The following is a 15,875-nucleotide window of genomic DNA, read 5'->3' as shown; positions in this document are numbered from 1 at the left end:
CCGTAGGCTTGACCAAGATGCCATGCCATGACAGCCTCCCGCTTCACCGTGAGTGAGAGTTTGACTTCTTGGCCCCGCTGTAAATTCACCACCTTTAATGGTGCAGCTCAACACGAAAATGCTCTAGTGCGTTAACGAACAACGCTAACTGAACCAACAGTTTTGCCATCATTACCTCTGCATAAAATCAGGTACTGGTAAAGTCGTGTCCAAGCCGCGGGGTCGACGGTAATGCAGCCGGCACTCTCCAGTCCGGTATGGAGGTAACGATCCGTGCCATTATTACCAGAAGCGGCATGCCCCTGTCCAAGGTGAAACCAAGTCTTGGCATAGCGGCTATGTATCTGGTAAGCCGCACCCATGATATGGGGAAAGTCAGGAATTTGAATCGGGATGGTTCCAACGGGTGGCGGGTTGCGCGAGACAGTAATCGCCTTGATCTCTCCACCCGGGAAGCTGAGCGTTTTCCTGGAAATACTGAAAGTAAGGCGTGCGGGTGGCCGGTAACTTGGGCTGCCTGTTTTCAGATTGCCTGCCTTGACGGAGAACATCCTGTTTTTCTCAACCCTTCAAGGACAGTGAAGTGGTCCCTGTCATCTTCGGAAGACCTTACCTCTACTTGCAGATACTCGGGAAGGCCGATGATTTCTCCCGATCGCTCACGCTTCACATTGAGCCAACCATCTGCTCCACCGATTACATAACGCTTATCCGACAACTCTTCCTCCATTGATGTTGCAAGAAATTTAACATTGCAATATTAGCCATACACTTCCGGCTTGTCGACATTCGGGCGAAATGCTTAACGTCAGTGTTGCAGATCAGGTATTGAGAGAACTGGGGGAACAAACTCTGGCCTTGAAGCGCTCAACTTCAGTGGGCCATCAAAGAAAAAGGCGCCGTGCATTCAAGCAGGCGCCTTGCTCCTTATTCGTCAGCGGCATCAGCAAGCTTGGCAAACAACCGCACATGTTTCAGGTGAAGTTCTGGTCACACTATGAGTACATCGCCTCCGAAGCAATCGTGATCGCCACGATCAGCAGCACCGCACCGACCAGCACCAGCAGCAGGCGGCCGAACTTCGGCGAGCCTTCGCTGCCGCTCGGCTGTTCGGGCGGATGATCCATCGGATTTCTTTCCGGCTCTTCAGACTTCATGGCAGCAGGATGGTGGAACCGGTGGTCTTGCGCGACTCCAGATCGCGATGCGCCTGCGCCACATCCTTCAAGGCATAGCGCTGGTTGATGTCGATCTTGATCTTGTGGCTTTCCACCATGGCGAACAGGTCGGCGGCCATGTTTTCCAGGTCTTCGCGCTTGGCAGAGTAGCTGAACAGCGTGGGGCGCGTGATGAACAGCGAACCGCGCGAGGCCAGTTCCTGCAGGCCGAAGGGCGGCACAGCACCGGAAGCGCTGCCGAAGCTGACCATCATGCCCAGCGGCGACAGGCAGTCGAGGGAACCGAGGAAAGTGTCCTTGCCGATGGAGTCATAAACCACCGGTACGCCCTTGCCGTTGGTGATCTCCTTGACCCGCTCGACGAAATTCTCGGTGTTGTAGTTGATAGTGTGGGTGCAGCCATGCGCCTTCGCGAGCGCAGCCTTCTCATCCGAACCCACGGTGCCGATCATCGTCACGCCGAGCGCCCTCGCCCACTGGCATGCGATCAGCCCGACGCCGCCGGCGGCCGCATGGAAGAGGATGGTTTCGCCGCCGCGCAGCGGGAAGGTGCGGCGGAACAGGTATTGCACGGTAAGGCCCTGCAGCATCATCGCGGCGCCGGTCTCGAAATCGATGGACTTCGGCAGCTTCACCAGGCCTGCCGCCGGCATGACGCGCGCTTCGGCATAGGCGCCCGGCGGACGGGTCGCATAGGCGACGCGGTCGCCCGCCTTGAGATGCGTGACGCCTGCGCCGACCGCTTCGACCTCGCCCGCGCCTTCCATGCCGAGGCCGGCAGGCAGAGGCTGGGGATAGGCGCCGGTGCGGAAATAGACGTCGATATAGTTCAGGCCGATGGCGGCGTGGCGGACCCTGACTTCGCCCGGGCCGGGATCGCCCACCTCGACATCGACATACTCCATGACTTCCGGGCCGCCGACCGCATTGATACGGATTGCCTTGACCATATCATCTCCTTTTTAGCTGTGATTAATTGTGATGGCTGTGATGGTGATGCGGAACCAGCTGCGCGAGCAGCATTCTTGCAGAGGTGACATTCGTCGCGCACGGAATGTTGTGCACGTCGCAGGCGCGCACCAGCGCATTGATGTCGGGCTCGTGCGGCTGCGGCGTCATGGGGTCGCGCAGAAAGATCACCGCGTCGATCTTGCCTTCGACCAGTTCCGCGCCGATCTGCAAGTCGCCGCCGTAAGGTCCGGATTGCTTGCGCTCGACGTTCAGGCCGACTTCGTCGTGCAGCCGCTTGCCGGTGGTGCCGGTGGCAACCAGGATGCACTGGCGCAGCAGGTCGGCATGCTCCGACGCCAGTTCGACCATGTCGTCCTTCTTCTGGTCGTGTGCAATGAGTGCGATGCGCTTTTTCACTGTTTCCTCGTACTAAGAAGTAAGCCGCAGGCGGCGCCGAGTTCGGTGCCGCCTTATGGGTATCAAAATGTACCGGGATAGTTGCCGCCGTCAAGCAGAACGTTCTGGCCCGTCATGTAGGCGGCCTGCGCGCTGCACAGGAATGCGCAAACCGCGCCGAACTCTTCCGCCGTGCCGAAGCGCTGGGCCGGAATCTGCTGCATGCGGGCCTGCCGCACTTCATCGACGGTCTTGCCCGAGGCGCTCGCGGTCGCGCCGAAATTCTTCTTCAGGCGGTCGGTGTCGAACTGGCCGGGCAACAGGTTGTTGATCGTCACGTTATTCACCACGGTCTTGCGGGCGATGCCGGCGACGAAGCCGGTCAGGCCGGAACGTGCGCCGTTGGACAGGCCGAGGATATCGATCGGCGCCTTCACCGCGCTGGAGGTGATATTGACGATGCGGCCGAAGCGGCGCGCCATCATGCCGTCGACGGTGGCCTTGATGAGTTCGATCGGCGTCAGCATGTTGGCATCGAGCGCGGCAATCCAGTCATCGCGGTTCCACTTGCGGAAATCGCCGGGCGGCGGACCGCCGGCGTTGTTGATCAGGATGTCCGGCTCCGGACAGGCGGCGAGCGCCTTGGCGCGGCCTTCCGGCGTGGTGATGTCGCATGCGATCGCGTTGACGGTGACGCCGGTGCGCTGCCGAATCTCGGCCGCGGTCGCTTCCAGCGCATCCGCGGTGCGGGCGACGATGGTGACATGCACGCCTTCACCCGCCAGCGCCTCGGCGCAGCCGCGTCCCAGACCCTTGCTTGCGCCGCATACCAGTGCCTGCTTTCCTGCGATTCCAAAATCCATGTTGCCTCCTATGCGCGTTTTCTTGATAGTAAGTAAATGCCGGCCAGCACCAGGGCGGTGCCGGCAAGCTGTATGCCGGTGAGCGGCTCGCCGAGGATCAGCGCACCGAGAAACAGGGTCGATACCGGTCCGATCATGCCGGCCTGCGATGTGGTTGGCGCGCCGATGCGGGCCACCGCAGCCATGGTCAGGAACACCGGGAATACCGTGCACATGACGGCATTCAGGACAGACAGGCCGTACACCGCAGCCGGCTGCACCAGCAGCGATGCCGGGCGCAGCAGAAAGAATTGCACGATACACGCCACGCTGGAGACGCACATCGCATAGGCGACCAGGCGCATCGAGCCGACGCGGCGCACCAGTTCGCCGGTCATCAGCAGGTAGACCGCATAGGTGATGGCGCTGCCGAGCACGAAGGCGCCGCCGAGCAGGATGTTGGAGCCGCCGGCGCGGGCATCGTGCAGGAAGACCAGCACCGTGCCGAGGTAGGCGGTCCCCAGCGCCAGCCATTCCATTGCAGTGATCCTTTTTTTCAGGAAGATCATCGAGAGCAGCAGCACGAAGGACGGCGTGAGGAACAGGATCAGGCGCTCCAGCCCGGCGGAGATGTATTGCAGGCCGAGGAAATCGAGAAAGCTCGACAGGTAATAACCGATCAGCCCAAGGAAAACGATCTGCCCGCGCTCGCGCCCCGTCAGCGCAGGCTGGGTCTTTGCCTTCCAGAGGGCAATGGCGGCGAAGAACGGCAGCGAGAAGATCATGCGGAAGGCGATCAGCGTCACCGCATCGATCTGGTAGCGGTAGAGCAGCTTGGCAACAATGGCCTTGGTGGAAAACAGGATGGCGCCGACGATGGCGATCGCAAGGCCGGCAAGAAAGGCCTTGCGATCGGGCACGGAAATGGGGACTGAAGACATCCCGCGATTTTACGCCGTGCGGAGAAATCTTACTTTTTTGCACTCGCTTGCCGCAACCGTCATGGCTGCGGCATCGATGGGACGATGGACGCAATGCCCGCCGTACTCGCTCAGCGCTTGAGAATCGATCCCAGCACGCCGCGGATGATTTCACGCCCCACCTGCGAACCGATGCTGCGGGCAGCCGACTTCATCATCGCTTCGACCATGGTGTCCTTGCGGCGGCCGACACCGCTGCCGCCGAACAGACCGCCCATGACGTCCTTGACGGAGTCGCCGAAGGAGGAGCCGCTTTCCTCGCTTTGCGTCTGTGCCTGTGACGTCGAGGATGCCCGGGGTTCAGCGGCGCCGCCGCGTCCGGCACGTGCAGTCTGTCCCGCCTGCTTGCCCTGCATCTGCGTGGCGACCCGGCCGGTCAGCTTTTCATGGGCGGATTCGCGGTCCACCGGCGTGTCGTACACGCCGGCCACGATGGAGTCGGCCATGATCGCGGCGCGCTCCTCGTCCGTGAGAGGGCCGATCTGCGATGCCGGCGGAATGATGAAGGCCCGCTCCACCATGTTCGGCCGGCCCTTTTCATCGAGAAAGGACACCAGGGCTTCGCCGACGCCGAGTTCGGTGATCGCCTGGGCGGTATCGAGCTTGGGGTTGGGACGGAAGGTTTCGGCGGCGGTCTGCACCGCCTTCTGGTCGCGCGGCGTGTAGGCGCGCAGCGCATGCTGGACGCGGTTGCCCAGCTGGCCCAGCACCGTGTCCGGGATGTCGAGCGGATTCTGCGTCACGAAATAGACGCCCACGCCCTTCGAGCGGATCAGGCGCACCACCTGCTCGATCTTCTGCAGCAGCGGCTTGGGCGCCTCGTCGAAGAGCAGGTGGGCTTCATCGAAGAAGAACACCAGCTTGGGCTTGTCGACGTCGCCCACTTCCGGCAGGTGTTCGAACAGTTCGGACAGCATCCACAGCAGGAAGATCGCATACAGGCGCGGCGAATTGAGCAGCTTGTCGGCGGCGAGGATGTTGATGACGCCCTTGCCGCGCGCGTCGGTCTGCATGAAGTCGTCGATATTGAGCATCGGTTCGCCGAAGAACTGGTCGCCGCCCTGCTCATCGATGCCGATCAGGCCGCGCTGGATGGCGCCGATGCTGGCAGCGGAAATATTGCCGTATTCGGTCCTGATCTCGGCCGCGTTGTCGGCGACATGCTGGAGCATCGCCCGCAGGTCCTTGATGTCGAGCAGCAGCAGACCATGGTCGTCAGCCACCTTGAACACCAGCTGCAGCACGCCCTGCTGCACGTCGTTCAGGTTGAGCATGCGCGCCAGCAGCACCGGGCCGAGGTCGGAGATGGTGGCCCGCACCGGGTGCCCCTTCTCGCCGAACACGTCCCAGAAAGTGACCGGGCAGCCTTCCCAGGCCGGCGCTTCCACCTTCAGCAGCTCGAGACGCTCCTTGACGCGCGGCGTGGGCGAACCCGGCTTGGCCAGCCCGGACAGGTCGCCCTTGACGTCGGCCATGAAGACGGGCACGCCGATGTCGGACAGGGACTGCGCCAGCGCCTGCAGGGTCACCGTCTTGCCGGTGCCGGTGGCGCCGGTGATGCAGCCGTGGCGGTTGGCGAGATTGGGAAGCAGGGCAAGTTCCTGATCCTGATGCTTGGCGATCACAAGGGGTTTGATTGGCATGTTGGAAAGGTCTCTCAGGCAAATTTCACGGGGGTCGGTATGCTAAAATTGTAGATTGCTTTTCGGCTTGGCACTTGGTTATTTTGGCAACGGTTTGTTTCGCCGGAGCTGCCCAAGGCGGCACAAGCCTTCCCACGTTCACTTCCAAGAAAGAGTTGTCATGGCTGGACATAGTAAATGGGCCAATATCAAGCATAAGAAAGCTGCGACCGATGCGAAGCGCGGCAAGATCTGGACGCGCCTGATCAAGGAAATCACCGTGGCTGCCCGCATGGGCGGCGGCGACATGGCGGCCAACCCGCGCCTGCGCCTGGCGGTCGACAAGGCGGCCGATGCCAACATGCCGAAGGACAACGTCAACCGGGCGATCCAGCGCGGCACCGGCGGCCTCGAAGGCGCCAACTATGAAGAAATCCGCTACGAAGGCTATGGCATCAACGGCGCCGCCATCATCGTCGATTGCATGACCGACAACCGCGTGCGTACCGTCGCGGAAGTGCGCCATGCCTTCTCCAAGTTCGGCGGCAACATGGGCACCGAGGGTTCGGTGGCCTTCCTGTTCAAGCATTGCGGCCAGCTGCTGTTTGCGCCCGGCACCAATGAAGACGCGCTGATGGAAGCGGCGCTCGAAGCCGGCGCCGAAGACGTGATCACCGACGAGGAAGGCGGCATCGAAGTCCTGACCCCGCCGAACGACTTCTCCTCGGTCAAGGATGCGCTGGAAAAGGCCGGCTTCAAGGCCGAAGTCGCCGAGATCATCATGAAGCCGTCCACCGAGACGGTGTTCGGCGACGACGACGCGATCAGGATGCAGAAGCTCCTCGACGCGCTCGAAAACCTGGACGATGTCCAGGAGGTCTATACCAACGCAGTCATTGAAGAATAAGCAACACCGGCAGCACAAGTAGGACTGGCAGTAACGGTTCCACAGCAATCCCCGGGAGCGGCGCCACACCGGCTTCACAGCCCGCTCCCATCAACAACGTCATTCGATTCTCATGAAAATTCTGGTAGTCGGCTCAGGCGGCCGCGAACACGCCCTGGCTTGGAAACTCGCGCAATCCGACCGGATTCAAACCGTGTACGTGGCTCCGGGCAACGGCGGCACCTCCCTCGATGGTCGCCTGCAGAACGTCGACATTTCCGATCCGGCCTGGCTTGCCCAGTTCGCCATCAAGGAAGGCGTGGCCCTGACCGTCGTCGGACCGGAAGTACCGCTGGCGGCCGGCATCGTCAACCTCTTCCGCGACCAGGGCCTGAAGATCTTCGGCCCGACGAAAGAGGCGGCGCAGCTGGAAAGCTCCAAGGATTTTGCCAAGGCGTTCATGAAGCGCCACAACATTCCGACTGCCGACTACCAGACCTTCTCCGACGTGCAGGAAGCGCGCCGCTACATTTCCGAGAAGGGCGCGCCCATCGTGATCAAGGCCGACGGCCTTGCCGCAGGCAAGGGCGTGGTGGTGGCGATGAGCCTTGAGGAAGCCCACGCGGCGGTCGACATGATGCTGTCTGACAACAAGCTCGGCGATGCCGGCGCGCGTGTCGTGATCGAGGAATTCCTGGCCGGCGAGGAAGCCAGCTTCATCGTGATGGTCGACGGCAAGAATGTGCTGCCGCTGGCGACCAGCCAGGATCACAAGCGCCTCAAGGACAACGACGAAGGCCCGAACACCGGCGGCATGGGCGCCTACTCCCCCGCCCCCATCGTGACGCCTTCGCTGCATGCCCGCATCATGCGCGAAATCATCACGCCTACCGTGCAGGGCATGAGCAAGGACGGCATTCCGTTCTCCGGCTTCCTGTACGCCGGCCTGATGATCGACGACAAGGGCAATCCGAAAACCCTGGAATTCAATTGCCGCATGGGCGACCCTGAAACCCAGCCCATCATGGCAAGGCTCAAGACCGACCTGGTGACCGTGATGGAACATGCGGTCAACGGCACGCTCGACCAGGTGGAACTGGAATGGGACCGCCGCACCGCGCTCGGCGTGGTGATGGCTGCGGACGGTTATCCGGATGCGCCGCGCAAGGGCGACGTAATCACCGGCATTCCGGCGGAAACCGCGGAATGCGTGACTTTCCATGCGGGCACAACCGTGAAGGACGGCAAGCTGACTACCTCGGGCGGCCGCGTTCTGTGCGTGGTCGGCCTCGGCGACAGCGTGAAGATGGCGCAAAAACATGCTTACGAAGCGGTCGACCAGATCCGCTTCGACGGCGCACAGTTCCGCCGCGACATCGGCTGGCGTGCGCTGAAGCGTCCTGCCTGACAAGAAAGCCCCCCGGACCGCATCTTTTGCCGGTTCGCGTGTCGAAAGCGAAACTGCCATACATTGTTTCAAGCCGACTCGATGCGCGGTTCCGGTTTGCCGGCGACGGACAGCCTCCCTGTTCCGTTGCCGGTGCCGCCGCTGCGATGACATAAGAAAAACCAAGCACAGCAAGGCGCCGCAAAGAAAAAACACATGAACGCATCCACCTCCGCCATTACCTCCGCCGACGTCAAAACTTACCTCCTCGACCTGCAGGACCGCATCGTTGCCGCCCTCGAAGAAGTCGACGGCAAGTCTTTCCTGACGGACCGCTGGCAGCGCTCGACCGGCGAAGGTCCGATCGCGGGCGGCGGGATTTCGCGCATCCTGGAACAGGGCAATGTGATCGAGCGCGGCGGCGTGGGTTTCTCTCACGTCAGCGGCACGGCGCTGCCGCCGAGCGCGGCGGCGAACCGGCCGGAACTGGCGGGCCGCGCCTGGGAAGCGATGGGCGTGTCGCTGGTGCTGCATCCGCGCAACCCGTACGCCCCGACGGTGCACATGAACGTGCGCTTTTTCATTGCCAGCGCCGAAGGCAAGGAGCCGGTCTGGTGGTTCGGCGGAGGCATGGACCTCACGCCCTATTACGGCAACGAGGACGATGCGCGCCATTTCCACCTGACCTGCCGCGAGGCGCTGGCGCCGTTCGGGGACGACCTGCATCCGCGCTTCAAGAAGTGGTGCGATGAATACTTCTATCTGAAGCACCGCAAGGAAACACGCGGCGTGGGAGGCATTTTCTTCGACGACTTCCATGAACTCGGGCTGGACCGCAGCTTTGCCATGATGCAAAGCGTGGGCGACCGCTTCATCGACGCCTATCTGCCGATCCTGAAGCGCCGCAAGGACACGCCCTTCGGCGAACGCGAACGCGATTTCCAGACTTACCGGCGCGGACGCTATGTCGAATTCAACCTGGTGTTCGACCGCGGCACGCTGTTCGGGCTGCAGTCCGGCGGCCGCACCGAATCGATCCTGATGTCGATGCCGCCCGTTGTCACCTGGCGTTACGACTGGTCGCCGGAACCCGGCACGCCGGAAGCGAAGCTGTATTCGGATTTCCTGGTGCCGCGCGAATGGGTGTGAACCGCTGCATCGCCGTCCTGGGCGGCAGCTTCGACCCCGTCCATAGCGGCCATGTCGCCCTGGCGGAGCTCTTCGTCGCGCTGCTGGCGCCGGACGAATTGCGCATCCTACCTGCCGGGAACCCCTGGCAGAAGCCGCCGCTCAAGGCTGATGCCGCGCAGCGCATCACCATGCTGAGGCTCGCCTTCGAACACCTCGAGGTGCCGGTCGTGATCGACGAACAGGAAATCCATCGCCAGGGCGCCACCTACACGATAGACACGCTCAAGGCGCTGCGGGCGGAAGCGGGGCCGCAGGCATCGATCGCCTTTCTGATCGGCGCCGACCAGCTGCTGCATCTGCATACCTGGAAGCAGTGGCGTCAGCTGTTCGACCATGCCCACCTCTGCGCAGCCTCGCGCCCGGGGTTCGACATGACGGCGCTGCCGCCGGAGGTGGCGCAGGAATTCAGCCAGCGCCGTGGCGACGCGGCCCGGGTTCGCGCTGCGGCGCACGGCTTGGGCTTGCTTGCAGGGAATCTCGCCGTCGACATATCGGCCACGCAGATCCGCCAGGCGCTCCGGAACGATCAACCGGTCGGCACGCTCATTCCAAGTGCGGTGCTAGACTATATCCAACAACATCACTTGTATAAAAACTAATGGACATTAAAAAACTGCAATCCACCGTGATCGACGCGCTCGAAGATGTCAAGGCGCAAGATATCAAGGTCTACGACACCGTCCATCTGACCAGCATGTTCGACCGTCTCGCCATCGCGTCCGGTACGTCCAACCGCCAGACCAAGGCGCTGGCCGCTTCGGTGCGCGACAAGGTCAAGGAAAACGGCGGCGAGATCGTCAGCATCGAAGGTGAAGACACCGGCGAATGGGTGCTGGTCGACCTCGGCGACATGGTGGTCCACATCATGCAGCCGGCCATCCGCGACTATTACCGCCTGGAAGAACTCTGGGGCGAGAAGGAAGTGAAATTCGGCGCCGCCAAGCGCATCTCCAAGCGCACCGCCTCGGAAGATGCCAGCGCCGAGGAGCCGCCGAAGCGGCGTCCGCGCGTCGCGGCCGTCGTTGCGACCCAGGCTACGCTGGATGACGATGACGCGCCGAAGAAGCCGGCACGCAAGGCACCGGTCAAGAAGACCGCCGCGACGAAGACGCCCGCCGGCAAGACCGTGCGGGTGTCCGCATCGAAGTCCGCTGCGCCGCGCAAGACCGCCAGCAAAACCGCTGCCAAGACCGCAGCCAAGCCGGCCGTCAAGCGCGCTCCGCGAAAGGCAGCCGAATAAGCCGTCATGCAGCTCGTCATTGCCGCCGTCGGCCATAAAATGCCGGGCTGGATCGAGGACGGCTTCCAGGAGTATGCGAAGCGCATGCCGCCGGAATGCCGGATCCAGCTCAAGGAAATCAAGCCGGTCGAGCGTTCCGGCAGCAAGACCGCCGACACCGTGATGGCGCTGGAACGCGCCAAGATCGAGGCCGCCATTCCCAAGGGCGCCCGCGTCATCGCGCTCGATGAGCGCGGCAAGGACCTTACCACCATGCAATTGTCGCAATTGCTGACGCAGTGGCAACAAGACGGCCGTGATGTTACATTCCTCATAGGCGGCGCCGACGGGCTGGACGCCGGCCTGAAGGCTTCGGCCGACATGCTGGTGAGGATTTCCAGCCTGACCCTGCCGCACGGGATGGTGCGTGTTCTGCTCGCGGAGCAGCTTTACCGCGCATGGTCGATCACGCAGAACCATCCCTATCACCGAGTATAGAAATCCAGGCCCATGAAACCGGCAGATCACAAGATTTACCTCGCATCGAAAAGCCCCCGCCGCCGAGAACTCCTTCGCCAGATCGGCGTCGATTTTGAACTGCTGCTGCTGCGCGATTCCGCGCCGCGCGGTCCGGAAGTCAGCGAGGAAGTGCATCCCGGCGAGGCGCCGATGGATTACGTGGCCCGCGTCACCAGGGAAAAGGGCGAATTCGCCTCCAAAGTCATGCTGATGCGCCGCCTGCCGATCCGCCCGGTCCTGAGCGCCGACACCACCGTCGTCATCGACGACCGCATCCTCGGCAAGCCGGTAGATCGCGACGACGCAATGGACATGCTGCGCGCGATGTCCGGCCGCACGCACCAGGTGCTGACCAGCGTCGCCCTGCATCACGACGACCAGCACTGGCAGGTCACGCAGGTATCCGAAGTCCGGCTCGCCAAGCTTTCCGAAGACCGCATACGCGCCTACTGCGCGACCACCGAACCCTACGACAAGGCCGGTGCCTACGGCATCCAGGGTCTGGCGTCGGTCTTCATCGAACACATCTCGGGCAGCTATACGGGCATCATGGGGTTGCCGCTGCACGAGACCGCAGAATTATTAAATCAAGCCGGCATACCCGTTCTATGAGCGAAGACATCCTCATCAACATTACCCCACAGGAAACCAGGGTCGCATTAATCTTACAAGGCGCAGTACAGGAACTTCATATCGAGAGAACACTGTCGCGCGGCATGGCCGGCAATATCTACCTCGGCAAGGTCGTGCGGGTGCTGCCCGGCATGCAGTCGGCCTTCATCGACATCGGCCTGGAACGCGCAGCCTTCCTGCACGTGGCCGACATCTGGGAAGCGCGGCCCCACGACAATTCCAACACGCCGGCCACGCCGATCGAAAAGCTGCTCTACGACGGCCAGGCGGTGATGGTGCAGGTCATCAAGGACCCGATCGGCACCAAGGGCGCGCGCCTGTCGACCCAGATCTCCATCGCCGGGCGCATGCTGGTCTACCTGCCGCAGGATTCGCACATCGGGATCTCGCAGCGCATCGAGAAGGAAGCCGAGCGCGAAATGCTGAAGGAAAAGGTGCAGAAGCTGCTGCCTGCCGAGGAAAAAGGCGGCTTCATCATCCGCACCATGGCCGAGGATGCGAGCGAGGCCGACCTGCAGATGGACATCGACTACCTGCGCAAGACCTGGGCCACCATCACCCAGCAGGCGCGCACCAAGCCGGCGCCCAGCCTGCTCTATCAGGACCTGAACCTGGCCCAGCGGGTGCTGCGCGATTTCGTCAATGACGATACCTCGACCATCCAGATCGACTCGCGCGAGAATTACCAGATGCTGCAGCAGTTCGGCAAGACCTACACGCCGTCGGTGCTGGCCAAGCTGGTCCACTACACCGGCGAGCGGCCGCTGTTCGACCTGTACGGCGTCGAGGAGGAAATCGAGCGCGCGCTCGGCCGGCGGGTCGACCTGAAATCCGGCGGCTACCTGATCATCGACCAGACCGAAGCGATGACCACCATCGACGTCAATACCGGCAGCTACGTCAACGGCCGCAATTTCGACGACACGATCTTCAAGACCAACCTGGAAGCCGCGCATGCCATCGCGCGCCAGCTGCGCCTGCGCAACCTGGGCGGCATCATCATCCTCGATTTCATCGACATGGAAAACGGCGAGCATCGCAACGCGGTACTCGCCGAACTGAACAAGGCGCTGGCGCGCGACCGCACCAAGGTCTCGGTGTCGGGCTTCTCGATGTTGGGCCTGGTAGAGATGACCCGCAAGCGCACCCGCGAATCGCTTGCGCACATCCTGTGCGAGGTGTGCCCGGCCTGCTCCGGCAAGGGCCAGGTGAAGACCGCGCGCACCGTCTGCTATGAAATCCTGCGCGAGCTGCTGCGCGAAGCCAAGCAGTTCAATCCGCGCGAATTCCGGATTCTTGCGTCACAAGTCGTGGTCGACATGTTCCTCGAAGAGGAATCCACGCATCTTGCGATGCTGGGTGACTTTATCGGCAAGCCGATTTCTCTGCAGGTGGAGAATGTTTATCATCAGGAGCAGTACGACATCATTCTGATGTGAGATTTCTCTTTGTGTCGGAGGCTTGCAGGGATCATCGCGGAATTGGATTCCAGCGACTTGTCCGGGCAATCGAAGAAAAGTCTTTTTAGAGTAAGTCAATGCGGCTACGCCCCTTTCTCCCGCAGGCGGGGCGCGCAGCGAGGAACGGGGATGCGGGCAAGTGTCAAGCCCGTAAGAGGTCTCGCTGTCTCCCTCACCCCTGGCCCCTCTCCCGCCTGCGGGAGAGGGGAATCGTCCGGTAGATGGAAAGACCTTGTGCTTTCTGCTTGACCGGAAAAGACAGTCCTCAGTTCGCGGATGCAAGGCTGCTGTTGCGTCTGCCGTCTACTCCATCAATGGCAGGAGCAAAAAGCGGACTGGACCGCCGGCCTCGGCTGGCCACGGCGCTTCGACGCGATACGGCACGCCGAAGCGAATGTCCCTGACATAAAACGTCAGCGTCTTTCCTGCGATCCGCGGCGCGGCAATCTCGGTGACGTCGAAGGGTCCGAAATCCGCGGCCGTGGGTAACCAGTCATTCGCTGTTTCGCCATGTTCCAGCAAGGCTCGGTAAGCTGCCCGGAATACATCCGGATCATCGATCCGCTGATAGCGCCTTCCGCCGTGAAACTGCATGCAGAGCTCGCAATAGGTATCCCGGTGCTGCGCCTCAATCAGCTCAGGAAAAGCTGACGCCAGCGCCTGGAGGCTGCCATAGCTGTCCTGCCCAGTCAGTATTGACGTCCGGCCTCGCTCGGTGTCTTCCTTCACCGTCAGCCGCAGGCTGGTGCCGTCGTTTCGGGTCCAGGTGATTGTGCTCATGATTTCATCCTTTATCAACGGCTCGCCGGTCGCTGCCTGCCAATTGGAGAGCCGAGAGCCCATTGCCCGGCAGTCCATTCACCGCCCAGCTTATGCCGGTTCTTTCCATCGAAATCCGCCACATGAAGATCCACACTGTTCCGGAATGGATGGTGTACTGCAAGCATGTGTTTGGGATTGCCTCGGGAATCCGACCAGTTCGTATCCGCGATGACTACGCCGGGCACCGGGGCAAGGCTCCACATCACTGCCTCGCCGGCCGCATAGAGTTTGTCTCTCTGTGCCGGAGGCTGGCTTTCGCAATATCTGACTAGGGCTTGTCCAAAAACAACATGGTAAAGCGCTAAGAAGAAGAGCAAAATGAATTCATGGCGTCAGTTGTTGATGCGGAGGCTGCCATGGCAACGTCATCGATTCATCAGTGCACCTGTCCGATCTGCAGGTCAAATCGGCCACATCCTGACCGGATCTATCACCACCACATCAATGTATTGATGAGTCGTCTCAGCGAGCCACAGCGGCGTTGGTTCGCCGCTGTCGAAGCGTTCCGTATCGGTTACGGTGGTAAAAGATTGCTATCTCGGATCACCGGCATGAGCCCAACGACGATTCTACGTGGTTGCATGGAACTGTAGTCTGACTTAACCGATTGCCCCGACGACCATTTGCGCGCTGCAGGAGGAGGTCGCCCCACCGCCGAAGACAGGGATCCTGAACTGGAGGAAGCTCTTCTTAACGTGCTGGCCGCTGAAACGGCTGGCGATCCCATGGGGCGTCGCGCCAAAGCCAAGCGAAGCTCGCTGCGGCATTTGAGCCAGGCACTAGCACAAGAGGGACATCCTGCAAGTCGGACGACGGTGGCCAAACTGCTGCACAAATTGAAGTATTCTCCCAAGGCCAATGCGCGCCGCACTGAAGCAAGAGGTGCGTCTCCCAAAGAACGTAACGCACAGTTCGAGCATATCGGTGAGCAGCGTAGCCAGTTCAAAGCCACAGGTGATCCCATCATCAGTGTGGATACGAAAAAAAAGAATTGATCGGCAACTTCAAGAATGCCGGACGAACCTGGCGCAAGGAAGCTGACCGTGTGTTGGTGCATGACTGGCCACAGGATGCACTTGCTCAAGCGGTTCCCTATGGCGTCTATGAGGTGACCTCCAACAGAGGCTATGTATTTGTCGGCGACTGCTTCGACACACCTCGCTTCGCCGTGGAAGCCATCAGGGACTGGTGGTTCTGCAACGGGCAGAAGCACTATCGCGATGCGCATCGCTTGTTGATTCTGGCGGACGCCGGTGGGTCCAATAGTTGCCGGTCCAGGGTATGGAAAGCCCAATTGCAAGAACTGAGCGATATCACGCAACTACCGATTACGGTATGCCACTACCCGCCGGGATGCTCCAAATGGAACCCAATTGAGCACCGGTTGTTTAGTCATATCAGCATCAATTGGGCAGGCATACCGCTACGCTCCTTCGAGACAATGCTTCGATATATCGAAGGAACGGAAACAGAAAGCGGACTACATGTGACGGCGTATCTGAAGTGTGGCGGCAATGAAACAGGCGAACGGGTCACCAATGACGAATGGGCCAAGTTGAAACTAACGCCGCATGACATCTGTCCGGCATGGAGCTACACGCTTGATCCACGGCCGTGCTGGATCGATGATTACGACCAAGTTGTTTACTGCTAAGCCCCTAGCGGTACTTTGTTGAAAGTGGATTATTGAGCGGCTATGCTGGGAGCAGGAGGTCTGCTGCCATGACTGCTCGTCGACCCTGTCCAGTTGCACCGGGCCCACTTGAGGACTATGCGGTACAGTTTGATT

Annotated in this window: 16 protein-coding genes and 1 pseudogene; 9 read left to right on the top strand and 8 right to left on the bottom strand. The window is 61.2% G+C overall.

Annotated features, from left to right (window positions below):
* Positions 1–131 precede the first annotated feature (131 nt).
* The 7 genes from IGW03_RS35140 to IGW03_RS35115 form a co-directional block, all read right to left on the bottom strand.
* A complete protein-coding gene (locus IGW03_RS35140) occupies positions 132–551 on the bottom strand; it encodes a hypothetical protein (RefSeq protein ID WP_194727046.1) in 420 nt (139 codons plus the stop codon).
* Between the two features lie 444 nt (positions 552–995).
* Positions 996–1,127, bottom strand: coding sequence for a hypothetical protein (locus IGW03_RS38790; protein WP_267253654.1), 132 nt, complete (start codon positions 1,125–1,127; stop codon positions 996–998).
* Between the two features lie 26 nt (positions 1,128–1,153).
* On the bottom strand, positions 1,154–2,128 hold the full coding sequence (locus tag IGW03_RS35135) for a quinone oxidoreductase family protein (RefSeq protein WP_194727045.1): 975 nt from the start codon (positions 2,126–2,128) through the stop codon (positions 1,154–1,156).
* Between the two features lie 22 nt (positions 2,129–2,150).
* Positions 2,151–2,546: a methylglyoxal synthase gene (locus IGW03_RS35130; protein WP_194727044.1), complete on the bottom strand. Its 396-nt coding sequence runs from the start codon at positions 2,544–2,546 to the stop codon at positions 2,151–2,153.
* Positions 2,547–2,608: 62 nt separating this feature from the next.
* Positions 2,609–3,388 (bottom strand): SDR family oxidoreductase, encoded by a 780-nt coding sequence (locus IGW03_RS35125; protein ID WP_194727043.1) that lies wholly within the window; start codon positions 3,386–3,388, stop codon positions 2,609–2,611.
* Between the two features lie 8 nt (positions 3,389–3,396).
* Positions 3,397–4,308, bottom strand: a complete 912-nt coding sequence (locus IGW03_RS35120; RefSeq protein WP_194727042.1) for a DMT family transporter — start codon at positions 4,306–4,308, stop codon at positions 3,397–3,399.
* A 110-nt stretch (positions 4,309–4,418) separates the two neighbouring features.
* Entirely contained in the window at positions 4,419–5,990 is a 1,572-nt protein-coding gene (locus IGW03_RS35115) for a helicase HerA-like C-terminal domain-containing protein (protein WP_194727041.1), read from the bottom strand.
* Positions 5,991–6,150: 160 nt separating this feature from the next.
* Here IGW03_RS35115 and IGW03_RS35110 point away from each other — a divergent pair, with 160 nt between their 5' ends.
* The 8 genes from IGW03_RS35110 to rng all read left to right on the top strand — a co-directional run bounded on the left by IGW03_RS35110 (position 6,151) and on the right by rng (position 13,243).
* The gene (locus IGW03_RS35110; protein ID WP_194727040.1) at positions 6,151–6,876 is read left to right on the top strand and encodes a YebC/PmpR family DNA-binding transcriptional regulator; all 726 of its coding nucleotides are present in this window, start codon (positions 6,151–6,153) and stop codon (positions 6,874–6,876) included.
* Between the two features lie 112 nt (positions 6,877–6,988).
* Entirely contained in the window at positions 6,989–8,263 is a 1,275-nt protein-coding gene (purD, locus tag IGW03_RS35105) for a phosphoribosylamine--glycine ligase (protein ID WP_194727039.1), read from the top strand.
* A gap of 195 nt (positions 8,264–8,458) precedes the next feature.
* On the top strand, positions 8,459–9,391 hold the full coding sequence (hemF, locus tag IGW03_RS35100; RefSeq protein WP_194727038.1) for an oxygen-dependent coproporphyrinogen oxidase: 933 nt from the start codon (positions 8,459–8,461) through the stop codon (positions 9,389–9,391).
* Positions 9,382–10,032, top strand: a complete 651-nt coding sequence (locus tag IGW03_RS35095) for a nicotinate-nucleotide adenylyltransferase (RefSeq protein WP_194727037.1) — start codon at positions 9,382–9,384, stop codon at positions 10,030–10,032. The genes hemF and IGW03_RS35095 overlap by 10 nt, the downstream gene beginning before the upstream one ends.
* Positions 10,032–10,673, top strand: a complete 642-nt coding sequence (gene rsfS / locus IGW03_RS35090) for a ribosome silencing factor (protein WP_194727036.1) — start codon at positions 10,032–10,034, stop codon at positions 10,671–10,673. The genes IGW03_RS35095 and rsfS overlap by 1 nt, the downstream gene beginning before the upstream one ends.
* Before the next feature lie 6 nt (positions 10,674–10,679).
* Positions 10,680–11,150: a 23S rRNA (pseudouridine(1915)-N(3))-methyltransferase RlmH gene (gene rlmH / locus IGW03_RS35085; protein WP_194727035.1), complete on the top strand. Its 471-nt coding sequence runs from the start codon at positions 10,680–10,682 to the stop codon at positions 11,148–11,150.
* Positions 11,151–11,162: 12 nt separating this feature from the next.
* The gene (locus tag IGW03_RS35080) at positions 11,163–11,783 is read left to right on the top strand and encodes a Maf family protein (protein WP_194727034.1); all 621 of its coding nucleotides are present in this window, start codon (positions 11,163–11,165) and stop codon (positions 11,781–11,783) included.
* Entirely contained in the window at positions 11,780–13,243 is a 1,464-nt protein-coding gene (gene rng, locus IGW03_RS35075) for a ribonuclease G (RefSeq protein WP_194727033.1), read from the top strand. The genes IGW03_RS35080 and rng overlap by 4 nt, the downstream gene beginning before the upstream one ends.
* Positions 13,244–13,567: 324 nt before the next feature.
* Here the strand turns inward: rng and IGW03_RS35070 are convergent, their stop codons facing one another.
* Positions 13,568–14,044 (bottom strand): hypothetical protein, encoded by a 477-nt coding sequence (locus tag IGW03_RS35070; RefSeq protein WP_194727032.1) that lies wholly within the window; start codon positions 14,042–14,044, stop codon positions 13,568–13,570.
* Between the two features lie 767 nt (positions 14,045–14,811).
* Here IGW03_RS35070 and IGW03_RS38780 point away from each other — a divergent pair.
* Positions 14,812–15,740, top strand: a pseudogene (locus IGW03_RS38780) (ISAzo13 family transposase).
* Positions 15,741–15,875: the final 135 nt, after the last annotated feature.

This window comes from Noviherbaspirillum malthae, assembly GCF_015352985.1.
Lineage (GTDB): Bacteria > Pseudomonadota > Gammaproteobacteria > Burkholderiales > Burkholderiaceae_D > Noviherbaspirillum > Noviherbaspirillum malthae.
Note: the sequence above shows the minus strand (reverse complement) of the source record. Positions and strands in the feature narration are given on the sequence as shown.